This window comes from Xylanivirga thermophila (assembly GCF_004138105.1).
Lineage (GTDB): Bacteria > Bacillota > Clostridia > Caldicoprobacterales > Xylanivirgaceae > Xylanivirga > Xylanivirga thermophila.
This window is the reverse complement of sequence record NZ_RXHQ01000007.1, coordinates 1-26,083: the sequence shown is the minus strand read 5'-3', so window position 1 is coordinate 26,083 and position 26,083 is coordinate 1. Positions and strand designations below refer to the sequence as shown.

Annotated in this window: 22 protein-coding genes and 1 riboswitch; of the genes, 17 read left to right on the top strand and 5 right to left on the bottom strand. The window is 35.2% G+C overall.

The genetic code is table 11. The features are described from left to right. Window positions 1–67: 67 nt before the first annotated feature. From EJN67_RS05340 to EJN67_RS05320, 5 genes are all read left to right on the top strand, one after another. Complete coding sequence (locus tag EJN67_RS05340) at window positions 68–1,495, top strand: sensor domain-containing diguanylate cyclase/phosphohydrolase (protein WP_129723315.1); 1,428 nt, start codon at window positions 68–70, stop codon at window positions 1,493–1,495. Between the two features lie 104 nt (window positions 1,496–1,599). After that, window positions 1,600–2,910 (top strand): putative bifunctional diguanylate cyclase/phosphodiesterase, encoded by a 1,311-nt coding sequence (locus tag EJN67_RS05335; RefSeq protein WP_129723314.1) that lies wholly within the window; start codon window positions 1,600–1,602, stop codon window positions 2,908–2,910. Window positions 2,911–3,115: 205 nt separating this feature from the next. After that, window positions 3,116–3,634 carry a hypothetical protein gene (locus EJN67_RS05330; RefSeq protein WP_129723313.1) on the top strand — a complete coding sequence of 173 codons (519 nt, stop codon included), beginning with the start codon at window positions 3,116–3,118 and terminating at the stop codon, window positions 3,632–3,634. Between the two features lie 58 nt (window positions 3,635–3,692). Continuing rightward, window positions 3,693–4,481 (top strand): Mrp/NBP35 family ATP-binding protein, encoded by a 789-nt coding sequence (locus EJN67_RS05325; protein WP_129723312.1) that lies wholly within the window; start codon window positions 3,693–3,695, stop codon window positions 4,479–4,481. 129 nt (window positions 4,482–4,610) lie between these two features. Then, a complete protein-coding gene (locus EJN67_RS05320) occupies window positions 4,611–4,895 on the top strand; it encodes a DUF3343 domain-containing protein (RefSeq protein ID WP_129723311.1) in 285 nt (94 codons plus the stop codon). Here EJN67_RS05320 and EJN67_RS05315 read toward each other — a convergent pair. Then, window positions 4,885–6,309 (bottom strand): hypothetical protein, encoded by a 1,425-nt coding sequence (locus EJN67_RS05315; protein ID WP_129723310.1) that lies wholly within the window; start codon window positions 6,307–6,309, stop codon window positions 4,885–4,887. The two genes, EJN67_RS05320 and EJN67_RS05315, sit on opposite strands and share 11 nt — an antisense overlap. A gap of 160 nt (window positions 6,310–6,469) precedes the next feature. Between EJN67_RS05315 and EJN67_RS05310 the strand changes: the two genes are divergently transcribed. Beyond that, window positions 6,470–7,102 carry a hypothetical protein gene (locus tag EJN67_RS05310; RefSeq protein WP_129723309.1) on the top strand — a complete coding sequence of 211 codons (633 nt, stop codon included), beginning with the start codon at window positions 6,470–6,472 and terminating at the stop codon, window positions 7,100–7,102. A 109-nt stretch (window positions 7,103–7,211) separates the two neighbouring features. After that, window positions 7,212–7,646 (top strand): OsmC family protein, encoded by a 435-nt coding sequence (locus tag EJN67_RS05305; protein WP_129723308.1) that lies wholly within the window; start codon window positions 7,212–7,214, stop codon window positions 7,644–7,646. Between the two features lie 28 nt (window positions 7,647–7,674). Here EJN67_RS05305 and thiT read toward each other — a convergent pair whose 3' ends face one another. Continuing rightward, the gene (gene thiT, locus EJN67_RS05300; RefSeq protein ID WP_243641235.1) at window positions 7,675–8,229 is read right to left on the bottom strand and encodes an energy-coupled thiamine transporter ThiT; all 555 of its coding nucleotides are present in this window, start codon (window positions 8,227–8,229) and stop codon (window positions 7,675–7,677) included. Window positions 8,230–8,295: 66 nt separating this feature from the next. Continuing rightward, a riboswitch (TPP riboswitch) is annotated at window positions 8,296–8,406 on the bottom strand. A 153-nt stretch (window positions 8,407–8,559) separates the two neighbouring features. Between thiT and EJN67_RS05295 the strand changes: the two genes are divergently transcribed. The 5 genes from EJN67_RS05295 to EJN67_RS05275 all read left to right on the top strand — a co-directional run bounded on the left by EJN67_RS05295 (window position 8,560) and on the right by EJN67_RS05275 (window position 14,113). Beyond that, the gene (locus tag EJN67_RS05295) at window positions 8,560–9,357 is read left to right on the top strand and encodes an HAD-IIA family hydrolase (RefSeq protein ID WP_129723307.1); all 798 of its coding nucleotides are present in this window, start codon (window positions 8,560–8,562) and stop codon (window positions 9,355–9,357) included. Window positions 9,358–10,016: 659 nt separating this feature from the next. Beyond that, complete coding sequence (gene loaP, locus EJN67_RS05290) at window positions 10,017–10,541, top strand: antiterminator LoaP (protein ID WP_129723306.1); 525 nt, start codon at window positions 10,017–10,019, stop codon at window positions 10,539–10,541. Between the two features lie 45 nt (window positions 10,542–10,586). Beyond that, the gene (locus EJN67_RS05285) at window positions 10,587–10,886 is read left to right on the top strand and encodes a hypothetical protein (RefSeq protein ID WP_129723305.1); all 300 of its coding nucleotides are present in this window, start codon (window positions 10,587–10,589) and stop codon (window positions 10,884–10,886) included. Window positions 10,887–10,923: 37 nt separating this feature from the next. Beyond that, window positions 10,924–12,552 (top strand): ATP-binding cassette domain-containing protein, encoded by a 1,629-nt coding sequence (locus tag EJN67_RS05280; RefSeq protein WP_129723304.1) that lies wholly within the window; start codon window positions 10,924–10,926, stop codon window positions 12,550–12,552. Then, on the top strand, window positions 12,521–14,113 hold the full coding sequence (locus EJN67_RS05275; protein ID WP_129723303.1) for an ATP-binding cassette domain-containing protein: 1,593 nt from the start codon (window positions 12,521–12,523) through the stop codon (window positions 14,111–14,113). The genes EJN67_RS05280 and EJN67_RS05275 overlap by 32 nt, the downstream gene beginning before the upstream one ends. 64 nt (window positions 14,114–14,177) lie before the next feature. On the opposite strand, the gene EJN67_RS05270 is transcribed toward EJN67_RS05275, so the two are convergent. After that, window positions 14,178–15,310 (bottom strand): IS3 family transposase gene (locus EJN67_RS05270; protein WP_394347508.1). Its coding sequence is split into 2 segments (ribosomal slippage): window positions 14,178–15,082 and window positions 15,082–15,310, totalling 1,134 coding nucleotides; the frame shifts between segments, so codons are not numbered across the junction. An 86-nt stretch (window positions 15,311–15,396) separates the two neighbouring features. Between EJN67_RS05270 and EJN67_RS05265 the strand changes: the two genes are divergently transcribed. Further along, entirely contained in the window at window positions 15,397–15,849 is a 453-nt protein-coding gene (locus tag EJN67_RS05265) for an ATP-binding cassette domain-containing protein (protein ID WP_165000746.1), read from the top strand. Window positions 15,850–15,986: 137 nt separating this feature from the next. Here the strand turns inward: EJN67_RS05265 and EJN67_RS05260 are convergent, their stop codons facing one another. Further along, on the bottom strand, window positions 15,987–16,862 hold the full coding sequence (locus EJN67_RS05260) for a LysR family transcriptional regulator (RefSeq protein WP_129723298.1): 876 nt from the start codon (window positions 16,860–16,862) through the stop codon (window positions 15,987–15,989). A 95-nt stretch (window positions 16,863–16,957) separates the two neighbouring features. On the opposite strand from EJN67_RS05260, the gene EJN67_RS05255 reads away from it, so the two are divergent. Beyond that, window positions 16,958–20,722, top strand: coding sequence for a phosphoribosylformylglycinamidine synthase (locus tag EJN67_RS05255; protein WP_129723296.1), 3,765 nt, complete (start codon window positions 16,958–16,960; stop codon window positions 20,720–20,722). A 47-nt stretch (window positions 20,723–20,769) separates the two neighbouring features. Here EJN67_RS05255 and EJN67_RS05250 read toward each other — a convergent pair whose 3' ends face one another. Beyond that, complete coding sequence (locus EJN67_RS05250; RefSeq protein WP_165000745.1) at window positions 20,770–22,041, bottom strand: methyl-accepting chemotaxis protein; 1,272 nt, start codon at window positions 22,039–22,041, stop codon at window positions 20,770–20,772. A gap of 144 nt (window positions 22,042–22,185) precedes the next feature. Between EJN67_RS05250 and EJN67_RS05245 the strand changes: the two genes are divergently transcribed. The 3 genes from EJN67_RS05245 to EJN67_RS05235 all read left to right on the top strand — a co-directional run bounded on the left by EJN67_RS05245 (window position 22,186) and on the right by EJN67_RS05235 (window position 25,972). Next, entirely contained in the window at window positions 22,186–24,111 is a 1,926-nt protein-coding gene (locus EJN67_RS05245) for an aconitate hydratase (RefSeq protein ID WP_129723292.1), read from the top strand. A 22-nt stretch (window positions 24,112–24,133) separates the two neighbouring features. Further along, window positions 24,134–24,817 carry a GntR family transcriptional regulator gene (locus EJN67_RS05240; protein ID WP_129723290.1) on the top strand — a complete coding sequence of 228 codons (684 nt, stop codon included), beginning with the start codon at window positions 24,134–24,136 and terminating at the stop codon, window positions 24,815–24,817. Window positions 24,818–25,045: 228 nt separating this feature from the next. Beyond that, window positions 25,046–25,972: a PDC sensor domain-containing protein gene (locus tag EJN67_RS05235; protein ID WP_165000744.1), complete on the top strand. Its 927-nt coding sequence runs from the start codon at window positions 25,046–25,048 to the stop codon at window positions 25,970–25,972. The last annotated feature ends 111 nt before the right edge of the window (window positions 25,973–26,083 follow it).

The window sequence follows — 26,083 nt, the reverse complement described above, 5'->3', positions numbered from 1 at the left end:
AATATCCATATAGGACTTAAGTACTAGAAGAATATATTAAATGTTTTTATAAGAAAGAGTGGCTGCTATGTTAAATATGGATAATATTAAATTTTCAAAACTGGTTGAAAATTTACAGCAGGGTATTGGCATAATAGATGAGCAATATGCTATTATATACTGCAATTTAGCATTTGCCCATATGTTTGATATGCCTAAGAATGATATGCTAGGTAAGAAACTCTATAAAATTATTGATACCAATAAGAGAGAGATTTTTAAGCAATACTTTTCCATTGATAAAAAAATAAAAAAACCTGCTTTTGATATACAAATAGTCACAAAAGATGGCCAGCATAAAGATATTTTAATAAATATATATCCTAATATAGTTAATGAAACAGATGATTATATTGGCTGGGTGATTACAGCAGATGATATAACTGAGCAAAAAAAGGCAGAGAAAAATATGCGCTATTTTGTATTTCATGACAGCTTAACGGGCCTATACAATAGGGCTTATTTTGACGAGCAAATGGCAAGAATAAACAAAGATTTAAAGAGATTTAGTCCCCTTAGTATAATATCTATAGACTTGGATGGGTTGAAGATAATAAATGATACATGCGGTCATGAAGCAGGTGATGTTGCTTTAAAAAAAGCTGCAGATATAATATCAAGTGTGTTTAGAAAAACAGATGTAGTAGCCAGAATAGGTGGGGATGAATTTTGTATAATTCTTCCCGATACGAGCTATGAAGTGGCGGCTTCGAAAAAAGCTGTATTGTTATCTATGATAGATGAGTATAATGCTAAATGTGAAAATAATAGCATTCCAATAAGTATATCCATAGGGGTGGCAGCTATTCAGAATATCAATGATGAAACCATATATGATATATATCAGCTGGCAGACAGTGATATGTATAAAGATAAGTTGGGCAATTTATCCATTTGTGAGGATAGAATAGTGCCTATGATAGAATATATTTTAAAAAAGAAGCAAATCATGGATGAGGCAAGGATAAACAGATTACTAATGCTGGTGAACATGATGGCAGATGAGCTTGATCTACCAGAAGAGCTAAGAGATAATTTGATAATGCTTTCAAAAATACATGATGTAGGTAAGGCTGCCATACCAGCAGAGGAATTTATAGATATCAGTCCGCTTATAGAAGAAAAATATGAAATTTTAAAAAATCACAGTCAGATAGGGCATAATATAATTTTGCGAAACAGCCAGTTGACCAATATGGCTAGGTTAGTCCTCCATCATCATGAAAAATGGGATGGTACGGGATATCCTTCAGGGTTAAAGGGCTATGATATACCTATAGAATGTAGAATATTATCTATTATAGAGGAATATGATACTCTAATGAATCCATTTGGTAGTGAATTGCCATTGACCAAGGAAAAAGCGCTTGAAAATATAAAAAAAGAATCAGGGATAAAATTTGATCCAATATTAGTTCAACGCTTTGTAGATGTAATGGAAACTAAGGGATATTAATACAATATGCTATTGAAAAATATGTAGAAAGTGCTAGAATAAAATAGTAGCAGTGAGTTTATTCAATATTTATAGCATTGAATGTGCTAGTTGAAGGAGGGCAAATGAATAGGGGCAGGAGTTTTTATTATGATTCTTTGACCGATTTGCCAAATGGCAAGTATTTTAGTGAAAAATTCAGCAACAAAATATCGCAAAATTCTGCAGTATCCCAAAAGAGTGCTGTTTTGATCATTGATATTGATAATTTTGGCTCTATAAATGAAGTTATAGGCTATGAATATGGGGATAGGATATTATTAGAAGCTTCAAACAGATTAAAGGTCTGTCTATTTGATAATTCTTCTTTATTTAGGCTTGGTGATGATACTTTTTTAATATATCAAAACAATATAGCTAAAGTCGAAGATGTATCAGAGTTTGCTAAAACGATATTGACTGCATTTAACGAGCCATGGCAAATAGAAGGCTATAGTTTTTATATAACCGTAAGCATAGGAATCTCCATATACCCCGATGATGGTATAAGCCCACATGTGCTCATAAGCAATTCAAAGGTTGCCATGGAGATGGCCAAGCAATCGGGGAAAAATAACTACACCTTTTTTGAACATTCTATGCACCAAGTTCGACTTAATAGGGCCTACATAGAGCGTAGTTTGCGTAGGGCAGTAAATAATATGGATTTTATGCTTTATTATCAACCTCTGGTGGATGTAAATATGGGTAAGATAGTATGCTTAGAGGCATTGCTTAGATGGTTTCATCCTAAAAGGGGACTTATATCTCCATCAGAATTTATTCCAATTGCAGAAGAAACGAGGCTAATAATCCCCATAGGAGAATGGGTCATGCGTAGTGCATGTAAGCAGCTTAAAGAATGGCATGATGAAGGGCGTACAACATGCAGGGTGTCAATTAATATATCTCCCATGCAGATTAGATTACCAAACTTTGTTGATATGGTTATGGGGATTTTAGATGAGACTGGTCTTGAGCCGGAATATCTGGAATTGGAAGTAACGGAAAGTATATTGATAAATTCTTTGGATGATACGATTGAAAAATTATACAAGCTAAAAGATTATGGCATTACTATTTCCATAGATGATTTTGGTACAGGATATTCTTCTTTAGGATATCTCAATAAATTACCAGTGCAAAATTTAAAGATTGACAAGAGCTTTATAGATAATATAAAAGATTATGACCAAATGGCCATAGTAAAATTTATAATAAACATGTCCCATGCCCTTGGATTGGAAGTAACTGCAGAAGGCGTAGAAACAATGGATCAGTATGAATATCTGGTTGCCCAGAAATGCGATAGAATACAAGGTTATTTATTCAGCAGACCATTATCAAATGCAAGCATTTCTCGTATGTTTATACAAAAAAAGAATGGATTTAGGTAATTATTATTAAAATGCTGAATAAAGATATATAAGAAAGGTTTGTGGTGGGATATGTCGCTGATTTTCCTGAATAATTATGATAAAAAGGTAAAGTTTCAGAAGTTTAATAGATTTTTTGCTGCATTTGTAGCATTGTTTCCTTTAATAGGCAGTATAATGTTTTTTAATTATATTGATTTTATGGCATATTTGGGATGTGCTGCTTTTGTATACTCTCCTCAATCAATTGATAGAAAGATTTTTTAATATTGTAGTATTGGAGGAACTCAGATTTTTAACCGTGTTTCAAGTTACGCTTCATGCAATTTTTGGGAAGTTTTTTCACTTCTATGATAAATTTCCCCTTTATGATAGTATACTTCATGTTACAGGTGGTATTTTATTGGCTTTTTTAGGCTTATCTACATTTTATGGATTAGAAAAACATTTTTCAAATTATACACCTAGAGCTTTTAAAACAAAGGTCTCAATAGCATCTTTTAATCTTGTAAATTCGTTAGGTGTAATATGGGAGATAATAGAGTTTACTGCGGATCAGATATTTGGTGGTACACCAGGTTACAGATTGGCTCAGGAAGGTAGTTTATTTGATACCATGACTGATCTTATAGAAAATAATATGGGTGCATTATTGGCCATATTAATTTTCTGGAGAGTAATAGAGCTAAAAAAGGAAAAAGAGCTGCCTGTAGATAAAACTATGAAAGACTTGATAAAGATTTAAAAATGAGGGAAAATAATAAATAACAAAGAAAAGTTCTTACAAGAGGAAGGAGTTTAATATGACACAGGGTTTTGAAAAGTTATCTAACAAATATGGCAATATAAAAAATGTAATAGCTATTATGAGTGGTAAGGGAGGCGTGGGAAAATCGTCTGTAACTGCCCTTACTGCAGTTTTCCTTAGACAGAAGGGGTATAAGGTAGCTATACTGGATGCAGATGTAACAGGGCCTAGTATTCCTAAGTTATTTGGCTTAAGAGATAAGGCTAGAGGTACGGAAACGGCCATATTACCATCTGAAACAGCGACAGGTATAAAGGTAATGTCTACAAATTTATTATTAGATGCAGAGGATCAGCCAGTTATATGGAGGGGTCCTATTATAGCAGGTGTGATAAAGCAATTTTATGAAGATGTTATGTGGGGGGATGTGGACTTTATGTTAGTTGATCTCCCGCCTGGAACAGGTGATGTACCCCTTACAGTTATGCAATCACTACCATTAGATGGTATAATTGTAGTATCATCTCCTCAACAGTTAGTAGATATGATAGTAAAAAAGGCAATACATATGGCCCAGGATATGAATGTGCCCATACTTGGAATAGTGGAAAACATGAGTTATATAAAATGCCCCAAATGTGGAGAGGAGATATCCCTATTTGGTAAAAGTACTGCTCCTCAAACTGCTAATAATATGGGCATACCTTTCTTAGGTGGGCTTCCTATACTGCCGGATGTAGCAGAATTAAGTGATGAAGGACGAATAGAGCTGGTAAATAATATACATACAGATTTCTTTGAAGAAATTGGAGATAAATTAATTAAATCCTTTGATATAAAATAGTGTTTTCTAAAAAAGACCATCTTTTTGATGGCCTTTTTTTATGGCTAAAATGTCAACGTACAAGGGTAACAAAATGCCATAATATAAAATACTATATATTAAATGAATATTGTTAAGGGAGTGTTTTAGATGCCATATAATGAAACTTTTGATATAGTTGCTTTTAGATCAAGGAGCCATGCACTTAAATTTTGTCAAATACTAAATCAAGAAGGATGCGCCGCCAGGATAATATCTACTCCAAAGGAAATCGCGTTGGGCTGTGGCCTATCGGCGAGATTCGAACCATATGTAACACCGCGAGCTATAGAAATATATAAAAGATTTAATTTACCTATAATAGGATTTTATCATATAGAGAGAATGGGTAGCATCACGAATATAAAGCGTATACATCATGAGTCTACTTTTTAATCAAATGTGAAAAAAGTCTTTTAAAAAAATTTTTTTCACTTAGTAGGTCAACCTCCTGCTTTATATTTTGGAAATCGTCTATAAGCATATCCCACTGTTTTTGGTTTTCTAAAAATTGGTTTCTTATATATTCAAACTCACCCATTATACTCTGACTTTGCTCATAATTTTTCTTAGCCTTATCCATCCAGAATGTCAGTCTTTGTTCGATGTAATTAAAATTTTGTGTAATATCCTGTTTATCTTCAGGGCTGACATGTTTCTGGGATTTATCTTTAAAGTTAATGACATTATCTTGTGATGATTTATCTTCTTCGTAACGATCGCAAGATTGATGTATTGTTGGTGGCTTCTTCGCAATAGGAACAGCCGGTTGAATTATATGAATATTTATGTACTTTCCTATTATAGGGAATGGTATTTCGGTGTAAAGATTAGCAAAAATTCTATTAACTTTAAAGACATCATCCTTTTTATAGCAAGTACAATATTTTATGATCTTAAAACTATTATTGCTTTGCCACTCAACTTCAGCAGGCCATCCCCAGCTATCGCCATCTTCTGATGTAGACTGCATAATCATTTCATTTTGCTGCCATATACAAACAATCGCATCATCTGCCCATAATAATTGAGGTTGAGAACAGTTAGCAAGTGAACCTGATATTATTATTTCTTCACTCCACCTATTATTGGAAAGGGGAAGATCACTTTTTTTATATTTTACCACTAGATTGCCGTTTTGTACTACGGTCCATACTACATGCAATTTATTGTATTTTATGAGCATAGAAGGCATATTACAATCTGTTATGCTATTACTTATATTTTCAGGATGTCCCCATTTTTGCTTTTCACCGTTAAATTGTATACAAAATATCTGATATCTATCCAATGATAGCGCCTTATATATTACGTATAAATCATTATTGCATGCATCTACATGAAATGGGCTTAAATATTTACCGGCAATAAATTTTGTTATCTTATAGCTTATCCATTTTTGACCATTCCAAAAATAATGATATAGGGTCCAATGGCCTACGTTAAATGCAGCACCCATGGTAAATAGTATATGTATATATTTCCCTACTATAAAGATGTTTGGGAAGCTAAAAGCGTATCTTAAAGGGTTATATCTAGTTAATATTTGTTTGGCCCATGCGGTACCATTGTGCTTCATATATATGACTTCTCCAGTATTTAGATGATATATTATATTTATATATCCATCTTGATCGATACATAATGAAAAATCCTTTTGTACATTAAGCGCCAATTCTATTTGTTTGTTACAGATGCCGTTTTTATCTATTATACGGTAATATAGTTTGCTATCCATCCCTACAAAAAAGTGCCACAATTGTCCATCTTTTAACCTTGCTACATGATCTGTGCTAGTTTTTATATCCATTATCTCACCACCTATATACAAAAATCTTTTATTAGATATATATGCATAAAAATCTGTTTTATTGCCTTTTAAGTTCAATTTGTAACAATTCCTGTTTGTTATGTATATATTAATCTTATAGAACGAAGATTAAAAATATGGTCAATGGGGAGGAAAAGATATGGGAAAAGATTTATTTGAAAAGTCCACAAATGAATTCGAAGGATGCAATATAAAGCCAGAATGTATATTAGTGGACAAGGTATTCGATGCATGTTATTACAGAGAATGTCAGCCTGAAAAGATAATAGACCTGCCGAAAGGTGAGGAAATATTTGATGAACCTAAAATAATCTATGGGCCGGGATGTATATTAGATGAAAGCCTGTCTATAGTGCCTTCTAAAGAGAATATTTCAAGGGTAAGATTCAAATTTAGAGTTCCATTTGAGATAATGTTTTCAAATAAAAATACCAATTCTGAAAAAATTACTACTATAAGTGATTATATAGAATTTTCAAAGTACATAGAGATGTTCATACCATATACTTCTAAAGAATTTTCATTTTCCATCAGGATAGAGACTAGATCTGAAACGCTCCAATGTAAACTTCTGGAGGATAAACTTGTATTAGGTATTGGGGTATTTCTTATTGTAAAGGTGGTGGGTACAGTAGAACTTTTAGTTCAAGCCTTCGGATATTCTCCTGCTCCTAGGGAAGGTGTGGATATTAAACCTGATAATATATATTCTGTATTCAAAAACAAGCCTTTACCATCGTTTAATCCACCAGATATGGATTTTTTAAATTAGATTGGCTATTTTTGTTTTTAAAGATTGATTTGTGATTATATATATATCACAAAGTTGCAAATACTATTTAGAGAAGGATTATATAATAAATACGAAAGGAGAGATTTTCTTGCCTACTGCAAAATTTAAAGTTAAATCTAAAAGTGAAAGTCCTACTAAAACGGTGGTAAAGGCCAGAAATTTTGAATTGGTGATAGATGAACCTAAGAATTTAGGTGGTACAGATGCGGGACCTAATCCAGTAGAGTATATATTAGCAGCCCTTTCAGGATGTATGAATGTGGTAGGTCATTTAATAGCTAAGGAGATGGGTTTTGAACTTAGAGGTATAGAATTTGAATTGGAAGGGGATTTAGATCCTGCTAAGTTTTCCGGGCAAGATACCGATAGCAGGGCAGGGTATCAGGAAATACGGGTATATGTAAAACCTGATACAGATGCGGATCAGACTAAACTGGAAAGATGGTTGCAAGCAATAGAGCAGAGATGTCCTGTAAGTGATAATCTATCCAATCCTACGCCTGTTAAGATATCACTTAAATAGAAAAAAGGGGGTACCTTTTGGTACTCCCTTAATTTTTAGGTACAAATAGATCATCTTTAAATTTTGATAGGGCAAATAATATGGCAACGGATATTAAGAACTCAGGCAGTAGATAGGCACCATTGTATAGCATGGAACCAATTAGAGGGTGATGACCTTCTGGCAATGTAGATTTAAATACTACTACTCCCGATATTACATGGGATACAAAGCGACCTAAAATGCCTAAAAATGTTCCCAAGTATATTTTGTTGGTTTTATTGCCAAACAATCCCGCAAGGGCTAAGAACCCATAGGCAAGGGGGTAGTCGCATATAATGGAAACGGGATGAAATGACCACTTTGGCCCTAGTAAAAATTGTAATATACCATAAATAACTCCCGCCATCAATCCATCCTTTGCACCCCAGCGAATTGCAAATATAATAATAGGTACCATAGAGCCTGCAGTTACAGATCCACCATAGGGTGCTTCAAAAAGCTTTATATAGCTAAGTATTTGCGCCAGAGCAATCATTACCCCTCCTTCTACCAACATATGGGTGTTTACTTTTTTCCCAGTTGTATTTTGTGCATTTGTCAAAAAAATCCTCTCCTTATCATCTTTGGGGGGCAATAAAAAAACTATATACCAGAAGAGGCATATAGTTTAACATGCATTTAGCTATTCCCTCCGCTGGCATTATCCAGATCAGGTTAGTGGGTCGAAGTAAATTAACTCCCTCTCAGCCGATTTCTTTCAGCTCCCCAAACAATATATTCTGTTTCGAACATTATATTATCACCTATAAAATATACTGTCAAGGTAGTATAGTTCACTTATTTTAACTGGATTATACAAAAAAAGCAGGGATATCAAAATTTCTGTAGAATATAGTTATTTATTAAATTAAATTAAAGGGGTTTTGAATCTGTGGAGCAATTACATAATATAAAATGTTTTGTATTGGATATGGATGGTACTTTTTACTTGGGAAATAGGATAATAGATGGCTCTCTAGACTTTACAGATACTTTGGAGTCCCAAGGGAAGGACTATATTTTCCTTACCAATAATTCTTCACATAATGGAGAGTATTATATACAAAAGTTAGCCAAAATGGGTTGTTATGTGGGAAAAAATCAGGTATTTACCTCTGGAGAGGCCACTGCCATATATCTAAATCGTGAATACAATGGTAAAAAGGTATTTGTACTTGGTACGGAATATTTAGAAAAAGAGCTTATGGGGTATGATATACAGCTGGTGGGAGAAGATCCTGAGTTGGTAGTTGTGGGTTTTGATACTACACTTACCTATGAAAAAATGGTTAAGACATGTGATTTTATAAGAAAAGGAGTGCCATATATTGCGACTCATCCTGATTTTAATTGTCCTACTGAGGATGGAATGATACCTGATTGTGGTGCAATATTGGCTTTTATAGAGGCATCCACCGATATAAAACCTGAAAAAATAATAGGAAAGCCAAATGGAGAAATAGTAGATAGTTTGCTGGAAAAGTTAAAATTAAAGAAAGATCAGGTGGCTATAGTAGGAGATCGGCTTTATACCGATATAGCAACTGGCATAAATCATGGTATTTTATCCATATTGGTATTGTCTGGGGAAACATCTATGGAGGATGTAGAAAAATCAAATATAAAACCTGACCTTATATTTAATTCATTGCAGGATATAGCCCATGCATTAGTCAAAGCCCACCGATAAAAGCTTGTGCCGCCTTAGACAGGGGCACAAGCTTTTAGTAAATATAATATGCCTAAACTTGTCTTTGCAAATTCGAATCTTTTTATAAATTGTAATAATAAATGCACCTATATTAAAGCAAGTTTCAGGAGTCATATAGCCTAAAATCATTTTAGAAAGCGTATTCATCCAAGCTTGAATCATTTCGATATCTAAAACGGTGTTTATCTCTCAATGACCAAATATTTCTCTACTTTGAACAGCTTCTATGTTTTTACTTAGTATACGTTTATTCCTTCTTTTGTCTGTTTTACTACTTTTAAACTGCAAGCGATATTTTTTGTGTTACATTTAATTATAAACGGGCATAATGGTATGACAATAAAATATCTAATAGAATAGTTGACACAACAAATCAATGGATGTACAATATATTCAATGATTGTTTAATATTGAGAATTAATACAATAATATATATTTTTCATTTATTTGCAGTAGTTATACATAATCTTTGTTTACTTATAGAAGTTGCCACGAAAAAAGCACTTATTGGTTATTAATCGCTGGTGGGTCACGTTAATATCTGGTAAGGATCATATTATAAAAATTATTGTAGCTTGTCGTTGAGATAAGTGAAAGGGCGAAGCCATGCAAACCGTAATGAGGAGTTGTGAGGCAAAATGTATTGTTATGTACTCTTTACATGCACGGGACGTGAAGAAAAAGTTAAGAAAATCTTAGAGAAACGATTAGATAACAAAGTGTTTATGCCTTTCATACCGATGTCAGAGGCCATATTTAGACGTTCTGGACAGACAAAAAAAGAGCTTAGGCCAATATTTCCTAGTTATGTATTTATAGAATCAGAACTATCAAGCATAGAAGTTATACAAAAGACAAGACATATTATTTATGCTTCAAAGGATATTATTAGTTTTTTGCAGTACGACGATACAGGTGATATTGCAATGAAGGATCATGAAAGAAATATGTTGCTAAGATTATGTAATGATGATAGATGTATTGAATCATCAAGTGGGATTATTGTAGGAACCCGTGTATATATAAACGAAGGTCCTCTAATAGGATTAGAGAGCATTATAAAGAAAACAAATAGGCATAAAAGACGAGCAACTATAGAATTAGAATTTATGGGAGAGATAAGGCAAGTTAGTGTGCCGCTGGAAATTCTGAAGAAGGTTTAATATGCGAGTCTAGTAAACTTGCAATTATGGAGGTGTGGGAACTGTATGCAAGATAGAGGAAATGAATTACTCACGTATTTTATAAATAACATTTTATATTTTGATTTTCCCTATTATTGCACAGCGGGTACTTTGCAATGGAGCATTGATGAAAACTTTAGATTTAAACCGTGTGTTTTGATGCCTAATGAAAGGCAATTAACGATTAGCTTTAATGAATGGAAGGATTATGTTTGTTCGACAAGAATATTACATTGGGGAGATTATATTAGGGATATTTGTGATTATTGCGCTATGAATCATCAAGAATTGTCCGATTATTGTGAACGTTTGGTTGTAAGATAGCGACCCTAGGGTATAATAACGAAATGAGAGTGATTGTATGAAAAAAGGCTTGACCAAAACAGAAGAGATTTTATCATTTATATATAAGCGCTTAAAGAAAATATCCTATTATAATGGATTGAGAAAGGCGGTAAATATACCTATTGACTTACTTACTGCTTCTATTCTGTCCCAAATAGTTAAATATGCCATTGCGGGGAATACCGGACATGTTATAAATCAATCTATTATTCTGCTTTCTATTGTTATAGCTGTAAGCTTAATAAATATTCTTATAGAAATCGTATATGAGCAAGCATTATCCATCGCTCTGCATGATTGTAAAATGCATATTTATAAAAGTTTTTTATCCAATCCGCTGAATATCCTTTTTCGTTCAGATAATGGGAAGACATTGGAGTATCTTTCTGATGATTTTGAAAAACTCACAAATGTTCCTGTTTCTTTGCGCCCAAATCTATGGTCCGGTGTACTTATAACGATTTCGTATTTTATATTTCTTAGTATAAAAAGTTTTTGGATTGGATTTACCTTATTACTACTTGCCTTTCTGCAAGTTTTTCCACCGTTGATCGTTCGAAAATATATGCAGATAAATTATGATAAAGCCAGAGATATTGAGGCAAAACTAACAAACGAAACTGTAGCGGGCTACGAAGGATTATCCACAATTAAAGTTTTTGACCTTAAAAAATGGTACTTGAAACGTATAGAACGATTACATAAACAATTACTCAATACTGGGAATCGTTCTGAATTGACTGTAGCAGCGCAAATGGCAATGGAATCTTTTTTGCAGAATATCCTTAAATATGGTATGTATGGCGCAATAGGTTTATTTATCGTATTTAATGTAGCGACGCTTGACGTGGGGGTTGAAGCAATCGCTCTTTCTGGTGGTATGTATTCTGCAATGAACACGGTGTTTAATTGTATTCCAGGTTTTTCACTTGCTAAAACAGCAAAGGAGCGGATCAGTGAATTGTTCGCCGAGGGGTTGCGGGCAAGTGGTAAAATTACAGATAGTAGCATTAGACTGACAGATGTTTCTTTCAAATATAACGATGTCCCTGTACTGAATGGCATTAGTATTATTATTCCCGAGAATACCATTGCATTGATAAAAGGGTTGAATGGTGCCGGGAAAACCACTCTGTTAAATCTTATTTCCGGTTTAGAGGAAGAACAGTCCGGAAGTATCCAAATAGGAGGATGCGCCCCTCGAAACATTGCGCATAATAATTGGGGAAAACATATTTTTTATCTTTCACAGAATGATCCAATGTTACAAATAAAACCAATAGAGCTTGTAGAAATGATAGACGGGATAAATATAAATTCTTGTGTCACATGTTTCCGTGAATTTGGTCTATCGGATAAACTTATTAACGAATCAAGAATTACAGAGTTATCTAGTGGGGAGCGCAGAAAAGTCTTTTTATCGTTAGCTTTTACCTTAGACCCTTTCATTGTGATTCTGGATGAGCCGAGCAATTCTTTAGACGAAACTGCAAAAGGGATATTATGCAATAAGATTAATAATAGAAAAAAGACTACTATTATAGTGTCACATGATAAAATCTTCGATGCAATTGCGGACAGCATTTATAGGATGGAAGGAGGTTTGATGGCAAATGACAGCATTGAAAAGAGAAATAAGAAATGATTGCAGAAAGGCTATGTTTTTGCCGATGTTGCTCACTGTAGTTCGAGAAGGAATATCAGGAATATTGTCTGTGTATATAGCGAGTATTTTAGCTCGATTTGCTGATGCGGTTTTAGCGATGAATATAACGTTTGTCCTTCAGAATATATGGATATTGGTTGCTTGCATAGGAGTTTCTGTTATTATAATACCCCTGTTTTTGTATATAAACAATGTAATTACTTTAAAAGGCGCCCTTTTTCATGACAAGCTAGTAATTGGACGCTTTTTAGACAAGATATATTCCAAAGCCATGGCTATAGAAAGGGGAGATGCGCAATATCGCCTAGAATACGATCCTAATGACTATCGACATGGATGGATGCAGATAGTATCCAAAATGATTGTAACCCCGATTACGTTTATTGTTCTTACGTATTTTGCATTCGGAATAAATTGGCTGTTTGCAGTTTGTACATTTCTTATCTCTATAATGAGATTATGCATTCCTCTAGCCGTAAGAAAATGGAATGCAAAATATGATAGGGAAACGAGGGAATATAATACATCTATGCGAGCTAACGAGGTGGAGATTACATCTAAACCGCATGCCATTATTATGCTTGGTTTAGAAGAGCCTTTAATTAAATCTATTGATCATTTGTATGAGAACTTCTTTTTGACAACTGCGCAGAAAAGAATAAAATATCAATCAATTGCAAATGGAATTTCTCTTTCAGTAAATACATTAACAACCCTCTTGGTGTTGCTACTTGGGGTGGTAATGGTTTCGAGAGATTTGATCAGCGCAGGTTCTGTCGCGGCAATGGTAGGATATTTTTCAATATATAATTCGCTTTTTTCTTCCATTGGATATATTATACGTGAGCGCCCTATCCTAAACAACTTATGTGAACGGATGCAAATCTTATATGAGGAATCCGAACCGAACAATGCGGAAACGATAAACGAATTCTCTAGCATATCCGCAGATAACATTGCTTTTCGTCATGATGATAAATTGATTTTTGAAAATTTATCTTTCACCGTATGCTATGGAGAAAAAGTAGCTATATGCGGCGCAAATGGCAGCGGAAAGTCAACACTGATAAAACTGTTATGTGGCTTTTCGCCTGAGTATAATGGAAATATTCTTATTAATGGCAAAACAGAGCTGTCTGATATGTCATTGTATAATTGGCGGCATCAATTGGCGCTGGTTCCACAGGAACCGTGTCTCTTTGACGGTACTGTACTTGAAAATTTGATTTTTGACAATAGAGAGAACACAGGGGTTGCGCTTGACCTGTTGGAAAAGATGGGTGCTTCTCATTTAGCGGAAAGAGAAATATCTTTTCAGCATGACGAACTTTCGGGCGGCGAAAAACAGAAAATCTCTATTATAAGAGCCATACTAAAGGATTGTCCCATATTGTTATTGGATGAATCAAGTAATCACTTAGACACACAGTCAAAAGAATGGTTGTCTGACTTTATTTGCAGAACGGATAGAACAGTTATCTCCATTTCGCATGAAAACGAATTTTTGAGGACAATGGAAAAGAAAATATTATTAAAATAAATTTAAGATTAGATTATGATTTGGACCTATGTCAATATAGTAGACACATTTTCTCGAATAATTTTTATGCAACCCTCTTAGATTTGTCTTTCCATTCTTGGGGAGTAATATAGCCTAGAGAGCTATGTATTCTTTCTCTGTTATACCATGACTCTATATATTCAAATATTGCTAGTCTAGCCGTATCAAAGTCAAAATATTTAACTAGATTAACTTCTTCTTTCTTCAATACTGAGTGAAAAGATTCTATGCAGGCATTGTCGTAGGGATTACCCTTTCCACTAAAGGAATGGATTATCTTGTGACGTTTAACATATTCACCAAAATCATAACTTGTATATTGACTTCCCAAGTCACTATGGAGAATCAGACCTTCTGAAGGTTGCTGAAGTTTATATGCATTATCTAAAGCTTTTATAGCCAATGTAGTATCTATATTTTTAGACATAGAGTATCCAACAATCTTCCTACTATTAAGATCCATAACAGAAGCTAAATAGCACCAACCATCTTTAATTGTATGAATATATGTAATATCAGTCACCCATTTCTGATTAATACCAGTTGTAGAGAAGTCTCTATTAATTATATTTTCTCTACTTTCAACTTTATGTTTTGATGAATATGGTCTAAACTTTTTACATACTATTGATTTTATGCCTAATTTACTCATAAGCCTTTGAGTTCTTTTAAGACTTATAAATATATCTTTAGCTTTTAGTTTTTCATATATTTTTGGAGCTCCATAACGGCATTTACTGGCTTTATAGATGTTTAGAATTTCTTCTTCTAGAAATCTATTTTCAATACTTCTTTTGCTTTCTTTTTTATTAAGATGTTTATAATACGAACTTCTAGGTACCTTTAAAACTTTGCACATTAGTTTTATATCATGAACATCTTTATTATCGGTAATAAACTTATATATCGAGCTTACTTCTTTGCAAATATGGCCATGGCTTTTTTTAATATTTCATTCTCCTCTTCTATTCTAGCCATCTTCTTAAGCATGGCCTGATAGTCAGCTTGGGTAATTATTTTGTTATTATCTACTGCTATGGGTTTAGCTTTCTTTATCCATGTTAGTATTGTAGATTTAGGTAGGCCATATTCACTATTAAGCTCAGATAGTGTTTTACCGGAATTGTAAAGTTCTACAATGGTATTTTTATATTCTTCTGTATATCTCTTAGACATTCTAGACACTTCCTTCCTTTACTATATTTTATAGCATTCAGAAAATCGTGTCTACAATATTATACTAACATCATGTGCTTTTGGATTTGTACGATGATACCAAATCTAAGCAGGTATTAGATGCATTAAATTCAGTTGGATTAGGGGATAAAATAAATAGCTTAGATAAAGGATTGCATTCATTACTGACTAAAGAATTTGATGAAACTGGGGTAGTTTTGTCTGGAGGGGAAATGCAAAAACTAGCTTTGGCGAGATTATTTGCAAATGAGAATCCAATACTAATATTAGATGAACCGTCAAGTGCATTAGATCTAATAAGTGAATATAACATATTTAAACAAATATTTGATAGATTTAAGAATAACACAATATTTTTTGTTTCTCACCGTTTATATTCTGCAACATTATCAGATAAAATTATTGTTATGGACAAGGGAGAAATAGTCGAAATGGGTACTCATAAGCAATTGTTAGAGAAGAACGGTAACTATGCTAATTTATATAATGTGACTACAGAGAATTATAAAATAAGTTAAGTCTAAATTGCAATATAATCTTAATATCGTTAACCGTCTACGAAGTGAAGTAACAAGTTTAATGCAAGATATCAATAGCTTTTTAGTTAACAATAAACGACTTAAGGTAATCATTCGGGCTTATCATGCAAACAAGCTCAAAGCCCACCTATAAAAGCTTGTGCCGCCTTAGACAGGGGAACATCTTTTAAGGTGCATATACCCAGATGTCTGGGAGGAAGCCTTTTAATTGTCCTTACTTCGAATAACTGCTTTTTTTCAATAGCACTAATGGCACTGTCTCTTAGTACACAGGAAATGCCTAAACCTATCTTTGCAAATTCAAGTAGCAAGTCTATACTTTCTAGTTCTATTTCAGGAGTAATATGTACTCCTTCTTTTTTAAACCATAGATCCATATTCTGCCTTGTTTGACTGTTCTTTTCTAAAAAGAGCAGTGGATATTTCGACAGATCTTCAAATGTAAGGACTTGTTCTTTTAATGGGGCAAATTTATATGATGCCACAAATATATCCTGAACTTCTGCAAAATTCAGTATATCTATGTCTTTATTATCAACAGGCAGTGTTATTATACCCATATCTATGGATTGTCTTTTTAAGAGGTCTATTATCTGGGGAGAAGTTCTATTTATCACTTGGATCTTTATATTTGGATGTTTTTCATTAAAAGATTCAAGGTAGTCTATCAGATGGTATTTGCATACCGTATCACTTGCCCCTATTTTTATCTCACCTGTTTTTAGTCCATGGATCTCTGCAAATTTATATTCCGCTGCATTTAGGGCATTATATGCCTTTTCTACATGTTCAAACAGCAATTCACCTTCATAGGTAAGGGATATTTTTTTGTTTTTTCTATAAAACAAGGTACTATCAAGTGCCATCTCTAAATTCTTGATGGATTGGCTTACTGCCGACTGGGTAATATAAAGCTTCTTAGCTGCCAGGGAAAAACTTTTGTATTTTGCAACAAAATAGAAAACCTTGTATAGCTCAAAATTTATATTCATAAGCCCTCCTAATACAAATGATTAGAAATATTAATTTTACTTATATATTATAACATAATATAATAAAGATGAAAAATAAAAAAGGGGGATTTCCTATGAATGGGCATGTTAGACGTATTTTTGTGGAGAAGAGAGGGACATATGCGGTAGAGGCTCGAAATCTCTATAATGACCTTCATGACAATTTGGGAATAGAAGCACTAACGGATGTACGCATAATAAATAGATATGATGTATCGGGCATTTCAGATGAGGTATACAATCTTGCAAAGGGTACTATATTTTCAGAACCGCCTGTAGATAAAGTATGGGATGAAGAGATTGATATAGAAGGCGAGGCCTTTGCCATAGAATATCTGCCTGGACAATATGACCAAAGGGCAGATAGTGCTGCCCAATGTATACAGATATTGACCCAGGGGGACAAGCCCATAGTACGGACAGCAAAACTTATAGTCCTAGAGGGCGATATATCAAAAGAGCAATTTCAAAGGATTAAGAACTATTGCATTAATCCAGTAGAATCGAGGGAAGCCAGCCTTGAAAAACCATCTACAATTGAGCTTTATGCAGATGTACCACAGGATGTGGATAGTATAGATGGTTTTATATACCTATCTCAAGATGAGCTAAAGGACATGATTGATGATTTAGGTCTTGCCATGTCCATAGACGACATTAGATTTTGTCAGCGCTATTTTAGAGATGAAGAAAAAAGGGACCCTACTATAACAGAGATAAGGGTATTGGATACCTATTGGTCCGATCATTGCCGCCATACTACTTTTCTAACCAAAATAGAAGAAATAAAGATATCCGATGATCCGCTTGCAAAACCTATAAAATCTGCGTATGAAGGATATATGAAAACCAGGGATTATGTATATGACGGAAGAAAGGCAAAAGATATATGTCTAATGGATATGGCCACCATTGCAATGAAGGCCATTAAGAAGCAGGGTATGCTAGATGATTTGGATGAATCAGATGAGATAAATGCCTGTAGTATAGTGGTGCCCGTAGACAGGGATGGAAAAATTGAAGAATGGCTCATAATGTTTAAAAATGAGACTCACAATCATCCAACGGAAATAGAACCATTTGGCGGTGCAGCTACCTGTCTGGGGGGTGCCATACGGGATCCGTTATCTGGCAGGGCATATGTATATCAAGCTATGAGAATAACTGGAAGTGGTGATCCAAGGATTCCTCTTAAAGATACTTTGCCTGGCAAGCTTCCGCAGCGGAAGATTACAAATGGTGCAGCAGCAGGCTATAGTTCATACGGAAACCAAATAGGCCTATCTACCGGTCAGGTAGTGGAGATATACGATGAGGGATATGTAGCTAAGCGTATGGAATTGGGGGCAGTTATAGGCGCAGCTCCAAGAGAAAATGTAGTAAGAAAAAGACCTGTATCTGGTGATGTGGTTATATTATTAGGCGGTCGGACAGGAAGAGATGGATGCGGTGGTGCAACCGGTTCATCAAAGGCTCATACCGAAGAGTCTTTGGAGAGTTGTGGTGCAGAGGTGCAAAAGGGAAATCCCCTAGAAGAGCGGAAAATACAAAGATTGTTTAGAAACCCCGATGTTACCCGTATGATAAAAAAATGTAATGATTTTGGTGCAGGGGGAGTATCGGTGGCTATAGGCGAATTGGCCCCTGGACTTTTTATAAACTTGGATACGGTGCCTAAAAAATATGAGGGATTGGATGGTACGGAGCTTGCAATATCAGAATCCCAGGAGCGCATGGCGGTGCTCATATCTAAGGATGATGCCGAGAAATTTATAAGGGCTGCAGAAGAAGAAAATTTAGAGGCTACATTAGTTGCATATGTTACAGAAGAGGAAAGGCTAAGGATGGTATGGAGGGATAATACAATAGTAAATATCAGCCGGGATTTTTTGGATAGTAATGGAGCATCCCAGCGGACAACGGTAGAGGTATTAGCCCCCGATCATGAAAATGTGCCCTTTAACGCATCATATGCCGGAGATGATATAGGGGATATGTGGCTTCAAAAGCTTCAGGATCTTAATATATGCAGTCAAAAGGGTTTGGCAGAAAGGTTTGACAGCACAATAGGTGCAGGTACGGTACTCATGCCATTTGGCGGGAAATATCAGCTTACACCAGCAGAGGGTATGGCAGCGAAGGTACCGGTATTGGAAGGAGATACTACTACCACTACCCTAATGACATATGGATACAATCCCAATATAGCAAAGTGGAGTCCATTCCATGGTGCTGTATATGCCATAGTAGAGGCTGTTGCCAAGGTAGTAGCAATGGGAGGAGACTATAAAAAGGTACGTTTAACCCTTCAGGAATATTTCGAACGTTTGGGCAATGATCCTAAGAGATGGGGTAAGCCATTTTCAGCACTTATGGGTGCATATTATGCCCAGATGCAATTGGGACTCCCGGCAATCGGTGGTAAGGATAGTATGTCAGGCAGCTTTAACGATTTGGATGTACCTCCTACACTGGTAGCATTTGCTGTATGTCCTACTCTTATAAAAAATGTATTATCTCCAGAGTTTAAAAATGCTGGAAGCAAAGTGGTATATCTTCCGCTTGTAAGGGATGATGCCCATCTTCCTGATTTTAAAAAGCTAGATGCTATGTATACGAGGATATATGAACTTATAAATGATAACAGGATATTGTCTGCTCAAAGCATAAGGTATGGAGGAGTATGTGAGGCCATATCTAAGATGTGCTTTGGGAACAAGATAGGTTTCAAATTTAATAATTGTGTAGATAAAAATGATATATTTAATCCTGCATACGGATCTTTGATAGTAGAAATAGGGACTAATGAGGATGTGGATACATTACTGAATGGCATTGACTATAAACTATTGGGAGATACCACTGAGGATAGAAAGATCGTTTTAGATGATAACATTATATCCATTGAAGATGCCATAGCGGCTTGGGAAAAACCCTTGGAAACGGTCTTCCCAACCAAAGTAAAGGGGCATACAGATAATAGTATACTAAGCATTAAATCTGATAAACAGACTTTTATATATTCAAAGGAAAAGATAGCAAAACCAAGGGTATTGATTCCCGTATTTCCGGGTACCAACTGTGAGTACGATAGCAAAAAGGCCTTTGAGAAGGCGGGAGCATTGGTGGATGTATTTGTATTTAGAAATCTGACACCAAAACATATAGAAGATTCACTAGATGAATTGGTTAAAAGAATAAATAATGCCCAAATTATAATGTTACCTGGTGGATTTAGCGGTGGAGATGAACCGGATGGTTCAGGGAAATTTATAGCCACTGCCTTTAGAAATCAAAAGGTGTCCGATGCGGTGATGGATATGCTGAAGAATAGGGATGGACTGATGCTAGGTATATGTAATGGTTTTCAAGCCCTTGTTAAGTTGGGATTGGTACCATATGGCGAGATAAGGGAGCTAAAGGCGGATAGCCCGACATTGACATACAATACAATAGGTCGGCATATGTCCTGTATGGTGCGTACAAAAGTGGTATCTACCAGGTCACCATGGTTTATGAATGTCAATGAAGGTGATATGCATACGCTTCCCATATCCCATGGCGAAGGTAGATTTGTAGCATCGGATTTGGAACTGGAAGATATGATGAAAAATGGTCAAATTGCTACCCAGTATGTGGATTTGGATGGAAACCCAACATATGATATGCCGCATAATCCAAATGGATCCATGTGGGCTGTGGAGGGTATAACAAGTCCTGATGGGCGCATACTTGGGAAGATGGGACATTCAGAGCGTATAGGAAATGGCTTATATATGAATATAAAAGGTGAAAAGGATCAAGGGATATTTGAGGCGGGAGTTAGATATTTTAAATAAATAGGAATAAAAAAATGGAGCAAATTTGCTCCATTTTTTTATATGTATTATACGTTGTATGATTCCACATGGCGTTTTAATTCGAGTGCTAATTCGTTCAGCATACGTGTGGAGTTTACCATCTCTTGCATAAAATCCTTCTGGGTCTGAGTGCTTGCAGCAACTTCTTCACTAGATGCAGCAGCTTCTTCAGATACTGCGGATATATTTTGTATTGCATCTATGGCATTGTTTTTATTCTCTTCCATTACTGCTATGGCTTTTGTTACCCTGTCTATCTCAGTGATTACATTTTCAACACTTTGTGCTATATCGGAAAAGGTACTTGATGTATTTTCTACTGCCTTTGACTGTTCATCCATAACGGTATTTATGGAGGTCAATATACTGTGTGCATTATCTGCTTCTTTTACTATCTGCTCCATAAGTACCTCTACTTGTTCAGTAGCATTTTTACTGTTGTCAGCCAGTTTCCGAATTTCATCTGCTACTACAGCAAATCCCTTACCTGCTTCTCCCGCCCTTGCAGCCTCTATGGCTGCGTTTAATGCAAGGAGATTTGTTTGTTCTGCAATCTGATTGATTGTGGATACAAATTCACCGATATTTTGAGCCCTGTTTATTGAACTATCTATGAATTTTGCTACTTCTAAAGAAGCATCAATGCTCTCTTCACTTGCATGTTTTAATGTATCTACTGCTTCTATGCCTTCTTTTGTGAGATTTTTCATGCCATTTGATGATTTTACTACCTTATTTGAATAGTTATGGACATTATTGATCTCATCAGCCAGATTGGTTATAAGACTTACACCACGCTCAGCTTCAGCGGCCTGTTCAGAGGCACCATGGGCTATTTCATTCATAGTTGCCGATATATCATCGATGGCAGCATTTACCTTGCCAGAGTTGTCACTTAACATATTGGATGAGCCTACCAGTTTAACAGATATATCCTTCAGGGATACCATTATATTGCGTAGCTCTTCTACCATGCTGTTAAAAGTCATAGGCACTGATTCAATACCCTGAAATTCATTTACATCTAAGGTTTGCTTGAAATCACGTTTTTTTATTCTGTCCATTATATATACCATTGAGTCTAGTTTGTTGCTAGCATTTTTGCTTATTACATAAGCTATCCCCATAAGCGCAAACATATTGAAGGCTAATACTATGAAAAATTGTCCCCAGGTAAGTCTTGCTATCAATTTAATCAGAATGGTAAAACCTATGGATATTATACCGGCTGCAAGCATTGGTTTTTTTACGATCCAAGCTGTAGATCTGGTGAAAAAGCTTTTCTCTGTTGACTGCATGTAATTTCCTACCTCCCCATAATACTCGTATTTATGACATATTATAGCACTTTTTTGGAAGAATAGCAAAGGAAACTTCCTAATTGACACCATGTGTATTATTGTATACAATAATGCTAGATATCAAGCGTAAGGAGGTTAGATATGGGTAAAAACATCGTAGAAAAGATAATAGAAAAGCATTTGATAAGCGGTACTATGAAGTCAGGTAAGGAGATTGCTATTACCATTGATCAAACCCTGACTCAGGATTCTACCGGGACCATGGCATATCTACAATATGAAGCAATGGGGGTGCCAAGGGTTAAAACAAAACGATCTGTAGCCTATGTAGATCATAATATGCTGCAAGCTGGATTTGAAAATGCAGATGATCATAAATATATACAAACTGTGGCATCAAAACATGGTGTTTATTTTTCAAGACCTGGCAATGGTATATGCCATCAGGTTAATCTAGAGCGTTTTGATAGACCGGGCTGGACCCTTTTAGGTTCTGACAGTCATACACCTACAGCAGGCGGTATAGGTATGTTGGCTATTGGTGCTGGAGGGCTAGATGTAGCAGTTGCTATGGCGGGAGGACCTTATTATCTTACTATGCCCAGAGTATGCAGGGTAGTATTGAAAGGCAAACTTAATCCATGGGTAACTGCAAAGGATGTAATACTTGAGATATTAAGACAGCTTTCAGTTAAAGGTGGTGTGGGCAAAGTACTCGAGTATGCCGGGGATGGTGTATCTACCCTTACAGTTCCGGAACGGGCAACGATAACCAATATGGGCACAGAGCTAGGTGCTACCACTTCTATATTTCCAAGTGATGAGATGACTAGAGCCTTTATGCGGGCGCAGAACAGGGAAGATGAGTGGATAGAGATATGTGCGGATTATGATGCCCAATATGATGAGGAGATTGAAATAGATCTAAGTACTTTGGAACCTTTGATAGCAAAGCCCCATAGTCCTGATAATGTGGACAGTGTAAAAAATGTTGGACCTATAAAGGTGGATCAGGTTGCTATAGGCAGTTGTACAAATTCATCATATTTGGATCTTATGAGAGTGGCAAAAATACTCAAAGGTAAAACAGTGCATCCAGATGTTAGCTTGGTTATTTCTCCAGGCTCCAAGCAGGTATATACTATGCTTGCTAAAAATGGTGCATTGGCTGATATGGTGGATGCAGGCGCTAGGGTGCTTGAATGTGCATGTGGACCTTGTATAGGTATGGGACAAGCACCGGCTACAGATGCAGTATCTATACGTACATTTAATCGTAATTTCTATGGGCGAAGTGGTACTGTTAGTGCAAAGGTATATCTAGCTAGCCCTGAGGTAGCAGTGGCTACTGCACTTACAGGAGTTTTGACAGATCCAAGAATATTAGGTGAATATCCTGAAATCGATATGCCTGATACATTTGTAGTAAATGATAATTCTGTTATTTCACCGGCTGAACATGCGGAGGATGTGGAAGTAGTGAGGGGGCCCAATATAAAGCCATTCCCTATAAATGAAGAGTTAAAGGATAAGGTGAGTGGAACGGTACTTTTAAAGATGGAAGATAATATAACTACCGATCATATAATGCCATCAAATGCCAAGCTTCTTCCCTATAGATCAAATATACCATATCTATCGGATTATTGTTTGACACCTGTGGATAAGGGATTCCCAGCTAGGGCCAAGGAGGCGGGAGGAGGATTTTTAGTAGCTGGACATAATTATGGACAGGGTTCCAGCAGAGAGCATGCGGCATTGGTACCTTTATACCTTGGTATAAAAGGAGTTATTGCAAAATCTTTTGCACGAATACACAAGTCCAATCTTATAAATTCTGGTATACTACCTTTGGTATTTGTAAATGAAGATGATTATAATACCATAGACAGGGACGATTATATAGTTATAGAAGATGCAGTGAATCAAATAAAACAAGGCGATACACTAATTGTAAAAAATATTACAAAAGATATTGAGTTTAAGGTAAAACTTGAAGTTTCACCTAGACTTAAGAATGTGATATTAGCAGGAGGACTTTTAAATTATACTAAAAAGAATGCATAGCCTTTAAGGGAGGAATAATGGCTTGGCAAAAAATTTCTGGGAGACAGACGCCTATGAACAAAATTCACTTAGGGGGCGTATATTTAATAGGTTGCAGCAGGATATCATAAATGGTAAGTATCATCCTGGTGAGGGACTGGTAGAGACTAAGCTTGCAGAAGAACTTGGAGTTAGCAGAACACCAGTGAGAGAAGCATTGAGACAGTTAGAACTGGAAGGCTTGGTAGTATATGTGCCTAATAAAGGCGTGTTTGTAACGGAGATTACTGAGCAGGATATAGAGGATATATATACTATTAGATCTACTATGGAAGGTTTAGCGGTACGTTGGGGCGTATTGCGTATCTCTCCAAATCAGCTAAAGGAACTTGAAGAGATTGTTAGTTTAATGGAGCATGCTACTGGAAAGAATGATATGGAGCGCTTGACAGAACTAGATACCAGGTTTCATGAAACTATATATGATGCATCTAATAGCAAGGTATTAAAACATACATTGAGGAGTTTACTGCGCTATATAGAAAGGGCTCGGCTAGGTTCATATAAGGTACCCAAACGGGCAGAGCGGGCATTAGAAGAACACAAGGCAATTCTTGAAGCATTTAAAAAAGGTGATGCAAAAAGTGGGGAGCTGCTTATGATAAATCATATCTCCCAGGCAAGTCAAAATTTGCACACTCATAAGGATATATTAAAGGACATTTAATGTCCTTTAATATATCCTTATGTTATTATGAGTACTTTTTATATAAAAATTTTAGTATTTAAAATAAGTAGAAATTATATTATAATATTAGTAACTAAATAGTTAGTGTATTATGCTTGATCTATAATTTATGGTGAATTCAAACAATAGGTTTATATAATTGAAAGGGTGGGTACATTGCTTTTCAAACGGTTTACAAAGTTAATGGAAGATATAAGGCATACAAAAATGAAAAGGAGTGTGTTTCTAATATTTTCAATTTCATATATAATAATACTTCTATTATCTATGACCAGCAATGTAATATACTACCAGAGGATGGAAAAGAATACATTGGAAAATATAAAACGATCTAGCTTTGCTATGCTTGAACAACTACAGATAGATATGGATAATAAGTTAAGACAGGTATATGAATTAAGTAACAATATAGTATTTGATAAAAAGCTAGCCATATTGATTAAGGGAAATGATTATATATTTTCTTATAAAGATATAATGGAAGACATGATGAACTACCCTAAAAATGAGTTTATCTACGATTATTATATATATTTTTATAATACAGACCAAGTAGTTACAGCAACAGTGAAATTTCCATCGCAGCGATTTTATGACATTATGTACAGTTATGAAGGAGTAGAATATAGTAGCTGGCAAGATGAAGTTTTATCAAAATATCATTTTCATACTTATTTGCCTTCTAGACAACTAAATGCCTATAATTCAGAGAAACATAGGGTAATAACTTTTGTTCAGTCAATTCCCATAAATAGAAGTGATAGGCCACTTGGACAATTAATTATATTAATAGATGAAGAAAAGATAAGCGGCATGATAGATAAGATGCATTGGGCAGCGGGAGCTTATATCTATATAATTGATAAAAATGGAGAAACGATACTTACGTCTAAAGAGGCACCTCTTTTACCAAATGAAATCAAAAAACAGATAAGCTTATCTAGCAGTATATTTGATTATAGCATGGGTAGGGATGAAGTTACTGTACTATGCCATACATCTGAGCAAAACAATTGGAAATATGTTATGGTTATGCCTAAAAGCATATTTTTGGCTGAGATAAATCGAACTAAAACCTTTACTTTAAGTTTATCGCTATTTTGCCTAATATTAGGGGTCACGGCAAAAGCATGAAGGAACATTTAGCCAATGAAAAAATTACCGATGAGATTGTATAGCCTTTTGTAGTAAACTATTGTCCATAGATATAGAAAAGTGAGGTTATATTAATATGGGCAAGAAACT

Bases quoted from the DNA above. Each gene is read 5' to 3' on its own strand.
- EJN67_RS05325 (WP_129723312.1), top strand. From the start codon at position 3,693: ATGACACAGGGTTTTGAAAAGTTATCTAACAAATATGGCAATATAAAA.
- EJN67_RS05315 (WP_129723310.1), bottom strand. From the start codon at position 6,309: ATGGATATAAAAACTAGCACAGATCATGTAGCAAGGTTAAAAGATGGA.
- EJN67_RS05310 (WP_129723309.1), top strand. From the start codon at position 6,470: ATGGGAAAAGATTTATTTGAAAAGTCCACAAATGAATTCGAAGGATGC.
- EJN67_RS05275 (WP_129723303.1), top strand. From the start codon at position 12,521: ATGACAGCATTGAAAAGAGAAATAAGAAATGATTGCAGAAAGGCTATG.
- EJN67_RS05280 (WP_129723304.1), top strand. From the start codon at position 10,924: ATGAAAAAAGGCTTGACCAAAACAGAAGAGATTTTATCATTTATATAT.
- EJN67_RS05235 (WP_165000744.1), top strand. From the start codon at position 25,046: ATGAAAAGGAGTGTGTTTCTAATATTTTCAATTTCATATATAATAATA.
- EJN67_RS05255 (WP_129723296.1), top strand. From the start codon at position 16,958: ATGAATGGGCATGTTAGACGTATTTTTGTGGAGAAGAGAGGGACATAT.
- EJN67_RS05260 (WP_129723298.1), bottom strand. From the start codon at position 16,862: ATGAATATAAATTTTGAGCTATACAAGGTTTTCTATTTTGTTGCAAAA.
- loaP (WP_129723306.1), top strand. From the start codon at position 10,017: ATGTATTGTTATGTACTCTTTACATGCACGGGACGTGAAGAAAAAGTT.
- EJN67_RS05250 (WP_165000745.1), bottom strand. From the start codon at position 22,041: ATGCAGTCAACAGAGAAAAGCTTTTTCACCAGATCTACAGCTTGGATC.
- EJN67_RS05245 (WP_129723292.1), top strand. From the start codon at position 22,186: ATGGGTAAAAACATCGTAGAAAAGATAATAGAAAAGCATTTGATAAGC.
- EJN67_RS05320 (WP_129723311.1), top strand. From the start codon at position 4,611: ATGCCATATAATGAAACTTTTGATATAGTTGCTTTTAGATCAAGGAGC.
- EJN67_RS05340 (WP_129723315.1), top strand. From the start codon at position 68: ATGTTAAATATGGATAATATTAAATTTTCAAAACTGGTTGAAAATTTA.
- EJN67_RS05285 (WP_129723305.1), top strand. From the start codon at position 10,587: ATGCAAGATAGAGGAAATGAATTACTCACGTATTTTATAAATAACATT.
- EJN67_RS05335 (WP_129723314.1), top strand. From the start codon at position 1,600: ATGAATAGGGGCAGGAGTTTTTATTATGATTCTTTGACCGATTTGCCA.